Origin of the sequence: Roseomonas populi (assembly GCF_024594815.1) — a bacterium.
Lineage (GTDB): Bacteria > Pseudomonadota > Alphaproteobacteria > Acetobacterales > Acetobacteraceae > Roseomonas > Roseomonas populi.
The window spans coordinates 29,465-45,323 of the sequence record NZ_JANJOU010000011.1; the positions used below are offsets into that span (position 1 = coordinate 29,465).

General features: G+C 73.1%; 19 protein-coding genes. 4 read left to right on the top strand and 15 right to left on the bottom strand.

The features are described from left to right. Positions 1-291: 291 nt before the first annotated feature. A complete protein-coding gene (gene nth, locus NRP21_RS14700; protein ID WP_408639630.1) occupies positions 292-978 on the bottom strand; it encodes an endonuclease III in 687 nt (228 codons plus the stop codon). Positions 979-1,058: 80 nt separating this feature from the next. Here nth and NRP21_RS14705 point away from each other — a divergent pair, with 80 nt between their 5' ends. Then, a complete protein-coding gene (locus tag NRP21_RS14705) occupies positions 1,059-1,598 on the top strand; it encodes a DUF2244 domain-containing protein (RefSeq protein ID WP_257716970.1) in 540 nt (179 codons plus the stop codon). A gap of 168 nt (positions 1,599-1,766) precedes the next feature. On the opposite strand, the gene NRP21_RS14710 is transcribed toward NRP21_RS14705, so the two are convergent. The 11 genes from NRP21_RS14710 to NRP21_RS14760 form a co-directional block, all read right to left on the bottom strand. Next, complete coding sequence (locus NRP21_RS14710) at positions 1,767-2,222, bottom strand: helix-turn-helix domain-containing protein (protein ID WP_257716971.1); 456 nt, start codon at positions 2,220-2,222, stop codon at positions 1,767-1,769. Between the two features lie 178 nt (positions 2,223-2,400). Then, a complete protein-coding gene (lnt, locus tag NRP21_RS14715) occupies positions 2,401-3,960 on the bottom strand; it encodes an apolipoprotein N-acyltransferase (protein ID WP_257716972.1) in 1,560 nt (519 codons plus the stop codon). 10 nt (positions 3,961-3,970) lie between these two features. Continuing rightward, the gene (locus NRP21_RS14720) at positions 3,971-4,960 is read right to left on the bottom strand and encodes a hemolysin family protein (protein WP_257716973.1); all 990 of its coding nucleotides are present in this window, start codon (positions 4,958-4,960) and stop codon (positions 3,971-3,973) included. After that, positions 4,957-5,400, bottom strand: coding sequence for an rRNA maturation RNase YbeY (ybeY, locus tag NRP21_RS14725; RefSeq protein ID WP_257716974.1), 444 nt, complete (start codon positions 5,398-5,400; stop codon positions 4,957-4,959). The genes NRP21_RS14720 and ybeY overlap by 4 nt, the downstream gene beginning before the upstream one ends. 100 nt (positions 5,401-5,500) lie before the next feature. Further along, positions 5,501-6,454, bottom strand: a complete 954-nt coding sequence (locus tag NRP21_RS14730; protein WP_408639631.1) for a PhoH family protein — start codon at positions 6,452-6,454, stop codon at positions 5,501-5,503. 125 nt (positions 6,455-6,579) lie between these two features. Then, entirely contained in the window at positions 6,580-7,995 is a 1,416-nt protein-coding gene (gene miaB / locus NRP21_RS14735; protein WP_257716975.1) for a tRNA (N6-isopentenyl adenosine(37)-C2)-methylthiotransferase MiaB, read from the bottom strand. Between the two features lie 171 nt (positions 7,996-8,166). Beyond that, a complete protein-coding gene (locus NRP21_RS14740; protein WP_257716976.1) occupies positions 8,167-9,096 on the bottom strand; it encodes a lysophospholipid acyltransferase family protein in 930 nt (309 codons plus the stop codon). Between the two features lie 152 nt (positions 9,097-9,248). After that, on the bottom strand, positions 9,249-9,725 hold the full coding sequence (locus NRP21_RS14745) for a RidA family protein (protein WP_257716977.1): 477 nt from the start codon (positions 9,723-9,725) through the stop codon (positions 9,249-9,251). Between the two features lie 83 nt (positions 9,726-9,808). After that, positions 9,809-10,621: a GNAT family N-acetyltransferase gene (locus NRP21_RS14750; RefSeq protein ID WP_257716978.1), complete on the bottom strand. Its 813-nt coding sequence runs from the start codon at positions 10,619-10,621 to the stop codon at positions 9,809-9,811. Beyond that, positions 10,618-11,142: a Fur family transcriptional regulator gene (locus tag NRP21_RS14755; protein ID WP_257716979.1), complete on the bottom strand. Its 525-nt coding sequence runs from the start codon at positions 11,140-11,142 to the stop codon at positions 10,618-10,620. The genes NRP21_RS14750 and NRP21_RS14755 overlap by 4 nt, the downstream gene beginning before the upstream one ends. 96 nt (positions 11,143-11,238) lie before the next feature. Further along, positions 11,239-11,694 (bottom strand): MucR family transcriptional regulator, encoded by a 456-nt coding sequence (locus NRP21_RS14760; RefSeq protein WP_257716980.1) that lies wholly within the window; start codon positions 11,692-11,694, stop codon positions 11,239-11,241. Positions 11,695-11,828: 134 nt separating this feature from the next. Between NRP21_RS14760 and NRP21_RS14765 the strand changes: the two genes are divergently transcribed. Continuing rightward, positions 11,829-12,101, top strand: coding sequence for a sulfurtransferase TusA family protein (locus NRP21_RS14765; RefSeq protein ID WP_257716981.1), 273 nt, complete (start codon positions 11,829-11,831; stop codon positions 12,099-12,101). Positions 12,102-12,111: 10 nt separating this feature from the next. Here NRP21_RS14765 and NRP21_RS14770 read toward each other — a convergent pair whose 3' ends face one another. Further along, positions 12,112-12,555 carry a GNAT family N-acetyltransferase gene (locus NRP21_RS14770; protein ID WP_257716982.1) on the bottom strand — a complete coding sequence of 148 codons (444 nt, stop codon included), beginning with the start codon at positions 12,553-12,555 and terminating at the stop codon, positions 12,112-12,114. Next, positions 12,548-13,192 carry a tRNA (adenosine(37)-N6)-threonylcarbamoyltransferase complex dimerization subunit type 1 TsaB gene (gene tsaB, locus NRP21_RS14775; RefSeq protein WP_257716983.1) on the bottom strand — a complete coding sequence of 215 codons (645 nt, stop codon included), beginning with the start codon at positions 13,190-13,192 and terminating at the stop codon, positions 12,548-12,550. The genes NRP21_RS14770 and tsaB overlap by 8 nt, the downstream gene beginning before the upstream one ends. 155 nt (positions 13,193-13,347) lie before the next feature. On the opposite strand from tsaB, the gene NRP21_RS14780 reads away from it, so the two are divergent. Continuing rightward, entirely contained in the window at positions 13,348-13,950 is a 603-nt protein-coding gene (locus NRP21_RS14780) for a hypothetical protein (protein WP_257716984.1), read from the top strand. 108 nt (positions 13,951-14,058) lie between these two features. Here NRP21_RS14780 and NRP21_RS14785 read toward each other — a convergent pair whose 3' ends face one another. Then, the gene (locus NRP21_RS14785) at positions 14,059-15,159 is read right to left on the bottom strand and encodes a DUF2125 domain-containing protein (protein WP_257716985.1); all 1,101 of its coding nucleotides are present in this window, start codon (positions 15,157-15,159) and stop codon (positions 14,059-14,061) included. Positions 15,160-15,258: 99 nt separating this feature from the next. On the opposite strand from NRP21_RS14785, the gene NRP21_RS14790 reads away from it, so the two are divergent. Then, positions 15,259-15,843, top strand: coding sequence for a gamma-glutamylcyclotransferase (locus NRP21_RS14790; protein WP_257716986.1), 585 nt, complete (start codon positions 15,259-15,261; stop codon positions 15,841-15,843). The last annotated feature ends 16 nt before the right edge of the window (positions 15,844-15,859 follow it).

Below are 15,859 nucleotides of genomic sequence, written 5' to 3' on the forward strand. Positions count from 1 at the left end.
GGAGTTCCAGCTTCGGGGGCTCCGCCCCCGGGCCCCCGCTGGGGGAAGAAGGAATTCTTCCCCCAGGCCCCCATCATCTTCTTCTCCGGGGCTGCCGCGGAAGGCTGGGCTGGCGCCGCAGGCATCCTGAACTCAGTCCGGCGTGGGCTGCCATGTCCCGCGCCGAGCGGCGGTGCCGCTCGGCGAACCGCAAGTTCCGCATTCCGCGGCAGCCCGAAAGAAGAAGATGAGGGTGAGGGTTCCAGGGGGAGGGAGAATTCCTTCTCCCTCCCCCTGGGGCCACCCGCGCCGTCACCCGGCGGTCGGCCCCGCCACCTTGTCCGGGTAGTTGCAGTAGTCCCGCGCCACGCAGTGCCAGCACTCTGGCCGGCGGGCCTTGCAGACGTAGCGCCCGTGCAGGATCAGCCAGTGGTGGGCGTCGCGCAGCAGCTCGGGCGGGCATCGCTTCACCAGCCCGTCCTCCACCGCGCGCGGCGTGTCGCCGGGGGCGAGGCCGGTGCGGTTGCCCAGGCGGAAGATGTGGGTATCCACCGCCATGGTGTTCTGGCCGAAGGCGACGTTGAGGACGACGTTCGCGGTCTTGCGGCCGACGCCGGGCAGGGCTTCCAGCGCCTCGCGGTCCTCGGGGACGCGGCCAGCGTACTGATCCACCAGGATTTGCGAGAGGGCGGCGACGTTCTTCGCCTTGGCCTGCCAGAGGCCGATGCTGCGGATGTGGCGGGCGACCCCTTCGGCGCCGAGGGCTGCCATGGCGGCGGCGTCCGGCGCCTCGGCGAAGAGGGTGCGGGTGACCTTGTTCACCGCCAGATCGGTGGTCTGGGCGGAGAGGACGACGGCGACGAGGAGGGTGAAGGGGTCCGCGTAGTCCAGCTCCGGCTTCGGCTCGGGGTTGGCGTTGGCCAGGGCCTGGATGAAATGGGCGGCCCCGGCGGCGGAGAGGCGGCGGGCGCGGCGGGGCTGGCTTGCGGTGCCGTGCAGGGGCGCGGCGGGCTTGGCGGGACGGCGGCTCACGGGCGTTCCATTAGGGCATGTGCTTCTCGCGGGAAATCGGCGGCCGGATGCACTATCTCTCAGGAATGAGCCCCGCCCAGGACGCGCCGGTGCTTGAGGCGCCCCTTTTCGAAGCCGTGACCACGCCGCACCAGTCCGGCACCCCCCTGGGGCTGCGCGTGCTGGTGGGGCTGGTTGTGCTCGGCTCCGCGGGGCTGACGGCGCTGTTCTGGGCGCTCGGCGCTTGGCCGGTGGCGGGGTTCATGGGCGGCGAGGTGGTGCTGGTGGTGGGGCTGCTGCGCGCGCATCGCCGCTGGTCGGACCGGCTGGCCGAGCGGATCACGTTGGCGGGCGGGCGGCTGCGGGTGGAGCGCACGGATCGCCGGGGCCGGCGGCGCGCCCTGGCGATGGACGCCTACTGGGCGCGGGTCGTGCTGACGCCACGCCCGGGCCGAGTGAGCGAGCTGCGGCTGGCGGTGCGCGGCCGTTCCGTTGAGATCGGCAGCTTCCTGGGGGAGGAGGCGAAGGCCGATCTGGCGCGGGCGCTGGGCCGGGCGCTGCGGGCCTATCGCGAGCCGGTTTTCGACAACCCGCAGCTTCGCCCATGACGGCGGCCTGGGCTGTGCAACAGCGGGACCCGTGCAACGAGAGGGATGAAATGAGAAAGGCCGGGCCGGGCGTTTTGCCCCGGGCCCGGCCCTCCGGCCTTTTGCCGATCCCGCCCCGCCTTGCGGGGGCACGGGGTGCCCGGGGGCAGGCCCCGGGCGACCGCACCCCTAATCGGTGGGGGCGAGGCTTTTGATCAGGTCGAAGACCCGCTTGCGCACCGCGGGCTCCGTGATCCGGTAGTAGGCTCGCACCAGCTCCAGCGTCTCTCGCTTGTGCAGGGTATCGTCCTCGAACCCCTCCTGCGCCTCCGCGAAGCCCGCGAGGCGGGAGCGGAAACCGGAGGCGATGCCGCCCATGCTGTCCGGCATGTCGTCGAAGAAGAAGCCGATGGGTACGTCCAGCACCCGCGCCAAGTCGAAGAGTCGGCTGGCGCCGATGCGGTTCACGCCGCGCTCGTACTTCTGCACCTGCTGGAAGGTGAGCCCGAGGGCCTCTCCCAGCTTCTCCTGGCTCATACCAAGGAGGGTACGGCGCAGACGGACGCGGCTGCCCACATGCACGTCGATCGGGCTGGGGCGATGCTCGCCGCGTTCGGTGCGCTCCAGCGCCTCCTCACTCGACATAGGCACCACTCCTTTGCCAACTGGCAGGCGGCCCGCATCCTGCACGCCATGACACGGCCAACGGTGCGAACCGTAGCCCGATTGCCCCTGCAACTCTGAGGAGAAGATTGGGGGCACACTTACCGATTGTCAACTCTTTCGAGAATTCTAATTAAATGGACGATCTTAAACCTCTGGTTTAACGGATTGCGGGCGCGGGAGCCTCCGTGACGGGGGCCGCGGCGCGCCGCGTGCCCAACCAGCCCAGGAGAAGGGCCAGGATCGTCAGCGCGGCCGGTACGGCGAGGCCGAGCCTCGCGAAGGGAGGTGGCGGGCCGGCGGCCGGAAGCGGTGACAGGATATACCCGGTTTCGCCGAGCCCCAGCAACGTAATCAGTTGCCCGCGCGAATCGAAGCTGGCGGAGATGCCGGTCTGCGCGGCGCGGGCGAGCGGCAGCCCTTCCTCCACCGCGCGCAGCCGGGCCGTGGCGAGGTGCTGGTGCGGGCCGGCGGAGATGCCGAACCAGGCGTCGTTGGTGATGTTCAGCAGCCAGCCCGGCCGGTCCGCCCCGACGACGTGGCCGGAGAAGATCACTTCGTAGCAGATCAGCGGCCCCACGGCGGGAAGGCCGGGCAGGGGCATGGCCACCGGCCCGGGGCCCGCGCCGAAATCCACGCCGCCCCGGATCACCCGGATGGGGATGAGGCCGGCGAGGGGCATGTACTCGCCGAAGGGGACGAGGTGGGACTTGTCGTAGGTGGCGGTGATCCGGCCTTCCGGGCCGAGGGCGACGAGGCTGTTGAAAAGCTTTGTCGGCCGCCCGTCCGGGCCCCATTCGCCGCGCACCGTGCCGGCCAGCAGCAGGCCGCCCGGGGGCAGGGACTCGGCGGCTACGCGGCGGGCCTCCGGGTCGTCCTCCAGCAGGAAGGGGCTGGCCGTCTCCGGCCAGACGATCACGGGGCGGGTGCCCGGCGCCACGCGGGCGGCCTCGGCCGCGCCCTGCTGGCCCAGCTCCAGGTAGCGGCGGAAGATCGGCACGCGGGTCTCGGCCCGCCACTTCGCCTCCTGCGCCACGTTCCCCTGCACGAGGACGAGGGTGACGGGCAGGTCCGGCGCCTTCTCCCCCGAGAGGCGCCAGGCGCCGAAGCCGGCGAAGAGGAGGAGGGTGGCAAGACCACCGGCCATGGCGCGCCGCCCGAGCAGCGGGGTGCAGGCCAGGAGGACGGTGACGAGGGAGAGCCCGTGCGTGCCGATCCAGGCCGCGCCCTGCGCGGGCAGGGCGGCGAAGGCCCAGGCGGTGCCCAGCAGGTTCCAGGGAAAGCCCGTGAAGGCCCAGCCGCGGACGAATTCCGAGAGCACCCAGCCGCCCGCCAGCACCGCCACGCGCGGCCAGCCCGGCCGAGCCATCCGGGCGAGCACGGCGGGGATGACCGTGTAGATCCCCATCCAGAGCGCGAGCAGCGGCACGGCCAGCGGGACGAACCACCAGAGCCGCTCCGCCTCCGTCAGGATGGAGTAGGTGATCCAGTAGAGGCCCGCGACGTGGAAGCCCCAGCCGAAGGCCCAGCCGACCAGGGCCGCGCGCTTCCAGGAGCCCGTCCCCTCCAGCAGCAGGAGCAGGCCGGGCAGGGACAGCAGCAGCACCGGGACGGCATAGACCGGCGGCATGGCGAGCGCCGCCAGGGCGCCGAGGCCGAAGGCAGCGGCGAGGGCGCGCCATCCCGAGAGGGCGCGCAGGGAACGGACGAGACGTTGCACGGGGCTGGGCCTACTCCGCCGCTCGGGACGAGGGATGGGCGCCCGGCGTGCCGGGGCGCGGGGCTTCCAGGAGGAGGGGCGGGCCGCCGGCGTTCTCCGCGGTGCTGCCATCCGCCGCGGGGGCGGGGGCGGGGCGGCGCACGCGGAGGCGGCGGATGCGGCGCGGATCCGCCTCCAGGATGCGGAACTCCAGCCCGGAGGAGTGGGAGACCAGCTCGCCGCGCGCCGGCACGCGCCCGGCGAGGGTGAAGACGAGGCCGCCCAGCGTGTCGATGTCCTGCTGGCGCTCCTCGGCGGTCAGGATCTCGCCGCCCATCCGGGCCTCGAAATCCTCGATCTTCATGCGGGCGTTCACGTCCAGGCTGCCGTCCGGGCGCTCGACCACCTGGGGCAGGGCTTCCTCGTCGTGCTCGTCGGAGATGTCGCCGACGATGGTCTCGACGAGGTCCTCGATCGTCACCAGCCCGTCGATGCCGCCGTACTCGTCCACCACCAGGGCCATGTGGGTCCGGGCTTCCCGCATCTGCAGCAGCAGGTCCAGCACGGGCACCTGCGGCACCACGAAGAGGAGGGGGCGCAGCGCCGCGTCCAGGGAGAAGGGCTCCTCGTCCCGGCCCACGGCGGCGAAGACGTCCTTGATGTGGACCATGCCCCGGATGTCGTCGAGGTTGCCGTTGTAGACGGGGAAGCGGCTGTGGCCCTCGCGCTGGATCAGCCGGATGGACTCGTCCAGCGTGAGGTCGCAGGGCATGCCGATGATGTCGGCGCGGGGCACCATCACGTCCACCGCGGTCTTGTTCCGGAGCTTCAGGACGTTGCCGAGGATGACGCGCTCGTTCGCGTCCAGCGCGTCCGCCTCGGGCTCCTCGCCCTCCTCGCGCTCGGACTCGACGAGGGCTTCCACCTGGTCGCGCACGCTCTCGGCCTCGCGCCGGCGGAGCAGGCCCTGGAACTTCCAGAGGAGGCCGCTGCGGTCGATCGAGTTGCTGCGGTCGCTCATGCCACGCCCCGCCAGGGGTTGGGCAGGGCGAGGCGGCGCATGATCCGCGCCTCCGCCCGCTCCATCCGCCGCGCCTCGCCGGCGTGCAGGTGGTCGTGGCCCGCCAGGTGCAGCACCCCGTGCGCGACGAGGTGGGACAGGTGGGCCATCACGCTCCGCCCGGCCGCCCGGGCTTCCCGCCGCACCGTGCCGAGGGCCAGGGCGACGTCTCCGGGCATGCCCGGGTGCAGGGCGGGGAAGGAGAGCACGTTGGTCGGCTTCACCTTGCCGCGGTGGTCGCCGTTCAGGCGCTTGATGGCCCGGTCGTCGGTCAGCAGGACGGTCACGCCCCCTGGGACGGACCCGTCCTCGCCGGCCTCCTCGAAGGCGGCGGCGGCGGCGCGGCGCACCACCTCCTCCACCCGCGGCACGGCGGACCGCCAGGCGGGGGCCTCGACCACCACCTCGACCGCATCATCCCATCCGGGGAAGTCTTCCCCGGAGGTCTCGTCTTCAAGCCCGGCGGGTTCTCCGCCGGGCGGGCGACTGCCCACCTCTGCCTTACTCCCTCGTTCTGCTGCGGACCGGGCTGCGCCCGTCGGACACGGTGCCGGCCGCCTCGGCCCGGCCATAGGCCGAGACGATGCGCCCGACCAGGGGGTGGCGCACCACGTCCGCCTCGGCGAAGCGGGTGATGCCGATGCCCTCCACGCCGTCGAGGATGGAGAGGGCCTCCACCAGCCCGGACTTCTGGCCGGGCGGCAGGTCCACCTGGGTGGGGTCGCCGGTCACCACCATGCGCGAGCCCTCGCCCATGCGGGTGAGGAACATCTTCATCTGCGCGGGGGTGGTGTTCTGCGCCTCGTCCAGGATGGCGTAGGCATGGGCGAGCGTGCGGCCGCGCATGAAGGCCAGGGGCGCGATCTCGATCTCGCCCGAGACGATGCGGCGGGCCACCTGGTCGGCCGGCATCATGTCGTGCAGCGCGTCGTAGAGCGGGCGGAGATAGGGATCGACCTTCTCCTTCATGTCGCCGGGCAGGAAGCCCAGCCGCTCACCCGCCTCGACCGCGGGGCGGGAGAGGATGATGCGGTCCACCCGGTTGGCCATGAGCAGGGCGACGCCCTGGGCGACCGCGAGGTAGGTCTTGCCCGTGCCGGCCGGGCCGACGCCGAAGACCATCTCATGCCGCTGGAGCATGTCCATGTAGCCGGCCTGGGTGCGGCTGCGCGGCGCGATGGCGCCCTTGCGCGTGCGGATGGCCGGCATGTCGGCCAGCGGGAGGCGCGGGTCCTCCACCGGGCCGTCCGCCATGCGCAGCGCGGCTTCCACATCGGCCATGCCGGTCGGTTCCCCCTTCTGCAGGCGCTGCCACAGGGCGCGGAGCACCGATTCGGCCAGGCCTGTCCCGTCCTCGCCGCCGCTGACCGTCACGCGCCCGCCTCGGGACGCGATCCGGACACCCAATCGCTGCTCGATCCGCGCCAGGTGCCGGTCGTGTTCCCCATAGAGCATCGGCAACAGCGCGTTGTCGTCGAAGTTCAGGGTCACCGTCCGCTGCGTGACCGGCCGGAAGCCGGGGCGCAGGGCGCTGGGATCGGACCGGAGGGTGATCCCCCCGGCGGGGGCGGCGATTTGGGTCAAGCGGCGGCGGACTCCTCGGGCAGCACCATGGTTGCGGAGAGGGAATTGGGGTGGGTGGCCCGCAATTGCATCGGGACCACCGCACCGACCGGGGCCGCGCCGGCCGCATGGACCGGCTGGAGCCACGGGGAGCGGCCCGCCACCTGGCCGGGGTGGCGCCCCGTGCCGGTGACGAGCACATCCACCACGCGCCCGACGCAGGCGCGGTTGAAGTCGTCCTGCTGCTGCCGCAGCAGGGCCTGGAGGGCCTGGAGGCGGGTGTCCTTCTCCGCCTCCGGCACCGGGAAGGGCTGGCCGGCGGCGGGGGTGCCGGGGCGGGCCGAGTACTTGAAGGAGTAGGCGCCGGCGAAGCCCACGCGCTCCACCAGGCGCATCGTGTCCTCAAACTCCTTCGCCGTCTCGCCGGGATGGCCGACGATGAAGTCGGAGGTGAGGGCGATGTCCGGGCGGGCTTCCCGCAGGCGGTCCGCCAGGCGGAGGTAGAGGTCCGCCTTGTGGCCCCGGTTCATGGCGGCCAGCACGCGGTCCGATCCGCTCTGCACGGGGAGGTGCAGGTAGGGCATCAGGGACGGGATCTCGCCGTGGGCGGCGATGAGGTCGTCATCCATGTCGCGCGGGTGGCTCGTCGTGTAGCGCAGGCGGGCAACGCCGGGGATTTCGGCCAGTTCCCGCAGCAGCCGCGCGAGGCGCCAGGTGTTGCCATGGGTGTTGCCGCCGGGAGACTCGCCCGAAACCGTCCTCGGGGCCTCCCCGGCCCAGGCGTTCACGTTCTGCCCGAGCAGCGCGATCTCCCGCGCGCCGTTGGCCGCGAGCTGCCGCGCCTCCGCGATGATGGCGGCGGCGGGGCGGGAGAACTCGGCGCCGCGGGTGTAGGGCACCACGCAGAAGGAGCAGAACTTGTCGCAGCCCTCCTGGATCGTCAGGAAGGCAACGGGGCCCCCGTTGCCGCGGGCCTCCGGCAGGTGGTCGAACTTGTCCTCGGCGGGGAAGTCCGTCTCGATCACGGCGCCGGCGGCGCGGCTGGCGCGGGCCACCATCTCCGGCAGGCGGTGATAGGTCTGGGGGCCGAGCACGATGTCCACCCAGGGGGCGCGGGCGGTAATCTCCGCGCCTTCCGCCTGGGCGACGCAGCCGGCGACGGCGATGATGGTGTCCTTGCCCTCGGCCTGGCGCTCGTTCTTCGTCAGGCGCAGGCGGCCGAGGTCGGAGAAGACCTTCTCGCTCGCCTTCTCCCGGATGTGGCAGGTGTTGAGGATGACCATGTCGGCCTCCTCTGCGCTCTCTGTCGGCGCGTAGCCCAGGGGGGCGAGGATGTCGGCCATCCGCCCGCTGTCGTACACGTTCATCTGGCAGCCCCAGGTACGGATCAGGAGCTTGCGGGTGTTGGGCCGAACCGGGCCGTTGGTGCTCATGCGGAGAAAGACCCTTCCGTTCCCAGGCTCTTGCGAGAGCAAGATGCCCGAGGCGCGGGGGATGTGCGGCGCGGGGCCTTCCAGGTCAAGAAAAGTCCCGGCGCGGCATGAGAGGCGCGTCCATGGTGGGAGCCTCGCGGATCGGTACGATTCCGGTCAAGCAAAGAACCATCAGGCCGGGACGGGCCAGCGGGCGGGCAGGGGCACCGGGGCGCGGTTCTGGCGCAGCACCGCCGCCCCTTCGGCCACCGTCGCCTCCATGGCGGCGGAGAGCGCCTTGCGGTTGGGGTTGGGGCCGGGTTCCAGCGGAGCGTGCAGCAGCACCGTGGCGCGCAGCCCGGCGTGGCGGCACAGGTTCCAGGCATGCGGGCCGATGGACATGTCCCCGTACCAGGCGAAGATCGGCCGGTCCCGCCGGCAGGCCGGCAGGCCGCCGAGCCGGTCGTAGCCGAGGGAGACGGGCTGGATCACCGCCGCCGCGTCCGCCACCGAGAGGAAGGAGGAGCGGAAGGGCAGGACCCGCGTGCCGTCCGACGAGGTGCCCTCGGGGAAGAGGACGAGGCTGTCCCCGCCCGCGAGGCGGTCGCGCATCTCCTTGGCCTCGTTCCCCGTGCGCCCGCGGGCGCGGGAGACGAAGACGGTGCGGCCGAGGCGGGCGACGAGGCCGATCAGCGGCCAGCGCCCCACCTCGGCCTTGGAGACGAAGGCGGCGTCCAGCGTGGCGCCGAGGACCACGATGTCGAGCCAGGAGGAATGGTTGGCGAGGTAGAGGGTGCGCGGGGCGCCCCGGCGCTGCCCCACGACCTGGATGCGGATGCCCAGGAGGAAGGCCACCACCCGCCAGTAGAGGCGGGCGAACCGCACCTTGCCGCGCCCGGGCAGGGCCAGCAGCACGGCCTGGACGGGCATGGCGGCCAGGGTCCAGAGCGCGGTGGTGACGATCCGGCGCACGGCGCGGAAGCGCCCGCCAAGGGAGCGATCCCCCATCACGTCGAAGAGGCGGCCGCCCGGCACGACGCGGCGATAGCGCAGGGGCGCGCGGCGGCGCAGGCGGCTCGGGGCGGCGAGGGCCTCGGCAGGGTCGCGGGTGGCGGCGTCCATGCTGGCGGGTTAGCGCGGCGGGGGCAGCCCGTCCATCGCAGGGCCGGGGCGGGATGATGAATCCGGCGTGACAGGTCCGCCGGTTCGGAAAGGCGGCCCGGCCGGGGCCGGGGCTGGGGCGGGGCCGGGGGCTGGGCGCCGCCCCCTTCGCGTCATGGCGCGACGGCGGCCACCACGTCCACCTCCATCAGCATGCCAGGCCAGGCCAGGCCCGCGACGACCAGGAAGGTGTGCGGCACGGCCGGCGCGCCCTCCAGCGCCGCGGTCCGGCACTCGCCCATGGCGGGCTGGAAGCGGGCATCGGTGACGTAGGTGGTGGCCTTCACGATGTCCCGCACGCCCGCGCCCTGCTGGGCCAGGAGCTTCTTGATCTTCTCCCAGGCGTAGCGGCACTGGGCGGCCGCGTCGCCGGGGTGGCGGATGGCGCCCGTTGCCTCGTCCTCCGAGCCCTGGCCGGAGAGGTAGATGAAGCGCGCCGGGGTCCGCACGGTCACGGCGTCCGCGAAGCGCCCGCTGTTCCAGTTGCCGTTGTCGATCACCCGGCGCTCGAAGGCCTGCTGGGCCACGGCGGCGCCGGCCGCGAGCAGGAGGAGGGCTGCCGCCGCAAGAAGGGTGCGCTTCGTCGTCATGCTTGGATCCCGCGATCGCGCGGTGGGCCGCCCAGCGCGCGATCGCGGTTCAGCAACGATTGTGCCAGGACTGCCGGGGCCGGCTACTGCTCCCCGGCGCCACTCATCTTGCGCTCGTAGTGCTTCAGGTACTTGGCGGTGACCAGCTCGGTCTTCACGAGCACGCAGACATCGGTGGTGTTGAACTGCCGGTCCACCACCGCGCCATCGCCCACGAAGCCGCCGAGGCGGAGGTAGCCCTTCACCAGGGGGGGCAACTCCGCCAGCACCCGCTTCGGGTCGAAGCCCGAGGGGTCCATCCGGTTCATCGGCACGTAGAGCTCCGGCAGGGCGCGGGGGCGCAGCTCCGGCGGGGCCAGGTGATAGGCGTGGAGATAGGTGAGGGAGGCCGCCATCGCGTCCGGATCCGTGCCGGGGAGGGAGGCGCAGCCGAACATCAGCGAGATCCGGTGCTGGAAGATGTAGGCGGCGATGCCCTGCCAGAGGAGCTGGAGGGTGCCGCGGGTGCGGTAGCCCTCGTCCACGCAGGAGCGGCCGAGCTCCAGCAGCCCGTTCCCGAGGTGGAGGATGGGCGTCAGGTCGTACTCGCTGGCGGAGTAGAAGTCGCCCACGCGGGCGGCGGCGGGGCGGCGGATGAGGCGGTAGGTGCCCACCACGGCGGCCGCGCCCTCTCCCCGTTCATGGTCGAGCACGAGGAGGTGGTCGGCCACGGGGTCGTAGGAATCGGCGTCCAGGCGGCTGGCGGCGGTGGCCGCGTCGGGCTTGGCGCCCATCTCTTCGTAGAAGACGCGCCAGCGCAGCGCCTGGGCCGCCTCGACCTCCGCCGCGCTCTCCGCGATCCGGACGCCCAGGCTGCCGTTGCGGATCTCCCCGAAGCCGGTGGCCGCCTCCGTCATTCCCCGTCCTTCTTCGCGCCGGGCCCGGCGCCTGGCCCGGGGCGGCGGCGGGCGTCCGGCGCGGCATCGGCCTTCTTGCCGAACAGCTCCAGCCGCTGCTGCACGAGGGTGAAGCCGTAGCGGGCGGCGATCCCCTCCACCAGGCGCTCGAACTCCTCGTCCTCGAACTCGATCACCGTGCCGGTGTCCACGTCGATCAGGTGGTGGTGGTGGCCGCGATCCGCCGGGTCGTAGCGGGAGCGGCCGCCGCCGAAGTCGCGGCGCTCGAGGATGCCCTTCTCCTCCAGCAGGCGCACCGTGCGGTAGACGGTGGCGATGGAGACCTTGCTGTCGAGGGCGATGGCGCGGCGGTAGAGTTCCTCCACGTCCGGGTGGTCCTCGGCCTCGGAGAGGACGCGGGCGATCAGCCGGCGCTGGCCGGTCATCTTCAGGCCCCGCTCGATGCAGAGGCGCTCGATCCGCGTGGGATCTGCGCCCTTGCCTTGCGGCGCCTTGGCGTGGGTGTGCGTGGCGTGGTCCATGGTCTTCCCGTTCGGGCGGGGAGTATTACCCCGCCGATGGCCCCGGCGCCAAACCGGCCCTCTCGGCCACCCGCGCCGCCGTTTCGCGGGCCGGCCCTATTCCTTCGTGCCGCGGCCGCGCCGGAGGCTGCGCGGGCGGGTGCCCAGACCGATCTTCTTCGCGAGCGAGGAGCGGTGCGAGGCGTAGGCCGGTGCCACCATGGGGTAGTCCGGCGCAAGTCCCCAACGCTCCCGGTACTGCTCGGGGGTCATGTTGTAGGCGGTCTTGAGGTGGCGTTTCAGCATCTTCAGCTTCTTGCCGTCCTCGAGGCAGACCAGGTACTCGGGCGTGATGCTCTTCTTCACGGCAACCGCCGGCTCCGGCCGGGTGGCCGGGACCACCTCGGCGGGACGGCCGAGCCCGGAGAGGGTGCGGTGGACGTTCTCGATCAGGCCGGAGAGCTCGGCCACCGGCACGGGGTTGTTCGAGACGTGTGCCGCCACGATCTGCGCCGTCAGTCCGAGGACGGTCCCCTCCGCGTTCTCCCGCGTGGCCGCCGTGGTATCCGCCATAACGCCTTTCCTCGATGCTGCCGGATGTTTCCATCCGATCCGGTCGGATCAGGGACTTGCAGGAGTCCCGATTCGCGCAAGGATTTACATCCTTTCGAGTACTTGGGACAGATGAAGATCGGAATGCAACCACCATGAGCAAAGAAATCGTTGCCCCGGACCGCGCAGTCTTTCCTGCGGAGACTTGCCGGATCGACATCACCCGCGACACCTGCCCCATGACCTTCGTCCGCACTCGCCTGGCGCTGGACCGCATGGCAGCGGGCGAGGTGCTGCTGGTGGTGCTGCGCGGGGAGGAGCCGCGCCGCAACGTGCCGCGCACCGCCGCCGAGCAGGGACACGCCGTGCTCGGCCTGGCGGAGGAGGCGGACGGCACCGCCCGGCTCTGGATCAGGAAGGGGGGCTGATGCCCCCGCTTCAGCCTTCCGGCCCGATCCGCAGCACCAGCGCGTCCGTGCCGTCCGCGTAGTAGCGCCGCCGCCGCCCGACCTCGGCCGCCCCGGCCCGGGCATAGAGGGCGCGGGCGGGGCCGTTCGCCTCCGACACCTCCAGGAACAGCGCCGACGCGCCGCGCCGCGCGGCCTCCGCCACCGCCGCCTCCAGCAGGCGGGCGCCCAGGCCCTGCCGGCGGGCGGTGGGGCGCACGGCCAGGGTGAGGATCTCCGCCTCCCCCGCCACGGCGCGGGCCAGGATGAAGCCCGCCCCTTCCGCCAGAAATCCGAAGCCGCCCTCCAGCCGCAGCATGGTGGTGATGGCGGTGGCCCCCCACCGCTCGTCGGGCGGGAAGGCCTCGGCGTGCAGGGCGGCGAGGGCCGGGATGTCGGCCTCCGTCGCGGCCGCGAGGGGGGCAGTCTCAGGCAATGGGGGCCGGCGCGCGAAGGGCCAGCGGCTCGGCGTAGAGCGGCGCCGCCGGTCTCGGCGGGGCGCCCTGCGCTAGGCGGCGCGCGGCGGCGGCGGCCACGAAGCGGGCCAGCGGCATCCGCGCCTCGGAGAGCAGCGCATCCGCCCCCCGCGCCCGCAGGCGCGCGGCGGCCTGCGGCGCGGCATCCCCCACCAGCACGACGGGCCCGGGCGGCAGGGGTAGGGCGGCCTCCTCCAGCAGGGCCGGGGGCTCCTCCGGCCGTTCCAGCACCAGCCCGCCGCGCCCGGCCACGGTCACCGACCACACCGCCCGGCCCGCCGCCTGCCAGGGGGGCAGGGCGGCCGCCAGGGCTTCGCCCGTCGTTACGCCGAGCAGGGGCACGCCCCAGCCATCCGCCAGGCCGCGCCCCAGCGCGATGGCCGCGCGGAGCCCCGTGAATCCCCCGGGCCCGATGCACACCGCGACCGCCTCCGGCCGCGCCGCGCCGGCCCCTTGCAGGACCGAAGCGGCCAGGGCCGGGAGAGCGGCGGGCTGGCCGCGCGCACCCTCCCGCACGGCCTCGGCCAGGGCCTCGCCGCCGGCCCATATCGCTGCGGAAGCGCGCCCCAGGGCTGCGTCCAGTGCCAGCAGTTGCATACGCCCCTCTTTCACGTCCCGACGCGCGAATGTGGCGGAACGGTGTTACCCGGGCGACGGGAGTAGCCCATCGGCCCTGTCAGAGCCTGAGGATTTAACTTGTGATTCGTCTCTCGTATCCATGATGTTGCGCTGCACATTGACGGAGCATGCCCATGGCTCAGCGTATTGCCGAGCGGGTGGACGAGCTGCTGGACACGGTCCTGGCGCTGAAGCGCGAACTGGCCGTGGTAGGGAATCGCGTCAGCGCCACATCCCCGGATTATGTGAGGGCTATCGCCGCCTCGCCGGAGCGGCTCGGGCCGCAGCCCCTGGCCCAGCCCTATGAGGAGATCGCCCCGGGGCTGACCATCGGCTTCCGGCAGGGGGCCAAGCCGGACCTGCATCTCCGCTCCGATCCTGCCCGCGGGCTGGAGATCGCCCTAAGGCAGCGCACGAGCAGCGGCTGGGTGACGCTGGAGATGGAGTGGGATTCCAGCGCCCTGCGGGAGAAGCAGCGGGCGACGCTGCTGTTGCGTGGCAGCGCCGCGGAGGCAGTCGGCCTGACCTGCCTGCTGCGCTGCACCGGGCCGGGCGGTGCCAGCGTGGACCTGCCGGGCAAGCCCATCGAGCTGGGGCCGCAGCCGAGCTTCCACGCGGTGGAATTCGTCGGGCCGCCCGGTGCGGCCGCCTGGGAGGGCCTGCAGGGCTGCCGGGTGATCGTGTTCTGCCCGGTGACACCCTTCACCATGACGCTGACGGAACTCAGCCTGATCTGAGCGGCCGCTGCCGCGCCCGGGGAGGATGGTCCTCCTTCTCAGGCCCCGGCCCCTCAGCCCCTCCTTCACGGCCGCCCTTCTCGCGGCCCCCTTTTCACGGCCCCCTTTTCACGGCCCTGGGCCGCTTCCCTCCACTGGCCCCGGCCAGATCACGGGGGGCAGGCGGGCCACGGGGATTCGGGCCACGGCGAGGCCCTGGCGCTCCAGGGTCAGGGGAACCTCGATCTGGGGCGGTTCGCCCTCGGCCGGGGGGCGGGCGAGGGCGGTGACCACGCGGCGGGCCAGGGCGGCGTTGCGCGGGGTGACGAGGCCGGCGCTGGCGAGGGAATCCAGCACTGCCTCCGCGCCGGTGAGCTTCAGCGTGCCGGCGCCCATGGGCTGGAGCGCGTCGTCCAGGGCGAGCGTGGCGGTGGCCTGGGCCGTGGCGGGGCCGAGGCGCAGCTCCAGCCGGCGCAGTTCCAGCGTGCCGCCGGCGTCGCGCCAGGTGGCGGCGCGGTTGGTGGGGTTGCGGCCGCCGGGGAGGGGGCCGGTGAGGGCGGCGTCGATCCGCACCTCCTGGAGTTGCCGGCCGAGGGGGGTGGCGGCGGGAAGGGTGACGTTCTCCGCCTCCCCTTCCAGGCTGATGGCGGGCTCGCCCTCGATCGCGGTCATGCGGCTGTCGAGGGAGAGGCGGGCGCTGCCGATGTCGATGCCGCCGGCGGCGGTGCCGATCCGGAGGCGGCTGGTCTCGAACTCGCCGCCGCGGGGGAGGACGTTGGCCTGGAGGGGCAGGCTGGCGGTCAGGCGGTCCGCGGCGAAGGGGATTTCCGTGGCGCCGAGGCGCAGGCGCTGGGGGCCGCCGGAGGTGACCCGCAGTTCCCCCAGGCGGTGCATGGCGACGCGCAGGGTGACGACGGGGGCGGTCCAGTCCAGGCCGCCGGGCAGGGTGGCGTTGCCGCCGGCGAGGTGGAACTCGCGAAGGCGGAGGGTGGCGGAGAGGGGCCAGCCGCCGCGGATGGGAGGCGCGTGCTCCACCCGCCAGCCCTGGGCGCGGCGGGAGGCCGCCCAGGCGTCGTAGCCGGCCTGCAGGCGGCCGGCCATGGCGTGCCAGAGCAGGGTATGGGCCACAGCCAGCAGCACGAGGAGCAGGCCGGCGAAGAGGAGGAGCCATCTGGGGCGCAGCCAGGGGAGGGCCACAGAGGAGGAAGGGGGCGTGCGGGTGTCGCTCACGGACGGGGATATGGCCCGCTGCGGGGGGGCTTGCACAGCCCACCCCATTATCCGGGCTGGATCGGGGGCGGCCTGCCCCTATCTTGCATGGCCGAGACCATGAGCACCGCCCCGCTGGACCCCGCCGACCTCGACCCTGCCCCGCTGCTGGACCCGGACGGCTCGCTCTACGTGTTCGGCTACGGGTCCCTGATCTGGAAGCCCGGATTCGACTTCGATTCGGCCCATCCGGCGCTGCTGCGGGGGTTCCACCGGCGCTTCTGCATCTGGTCCCGCAGCTATCGCGGCACGCCGGAGGTGCCGGGGCTGGTGCTGGGGCTGGACCGGGGCGGATCCTGCCGCGGGCTGGTGTTCCGCGTGGCGGCGCCGCGCGCGGCGGAGGTGCTGGCCTACCTGAACGAGCGGGAGATGTCGGGGGACGTGTACCACCGGCGCCTTCTGCCGGTGCGGCTGCTCGACGGGGGCGGGGTGAGGCGGGCGGTGACCTTCGTGGCGGACCGGCGGGCGGGGTCCTATTGCGGGGCGCTGGAGCCGGATGCGGCGGCGGCGGCGATCGCGCGCGGGCACGGGGTGATGGGGCCGAACCGGGACTACCTGCTCAACACGGTCGCGCATCTGCGGGAGTTGGGGGTGCGGGATGCGGGGCTGGATCGGATCGCGGCGTTGCTGGAGCCGGTGGAGTAGGCGGGGGCTCCGCCCC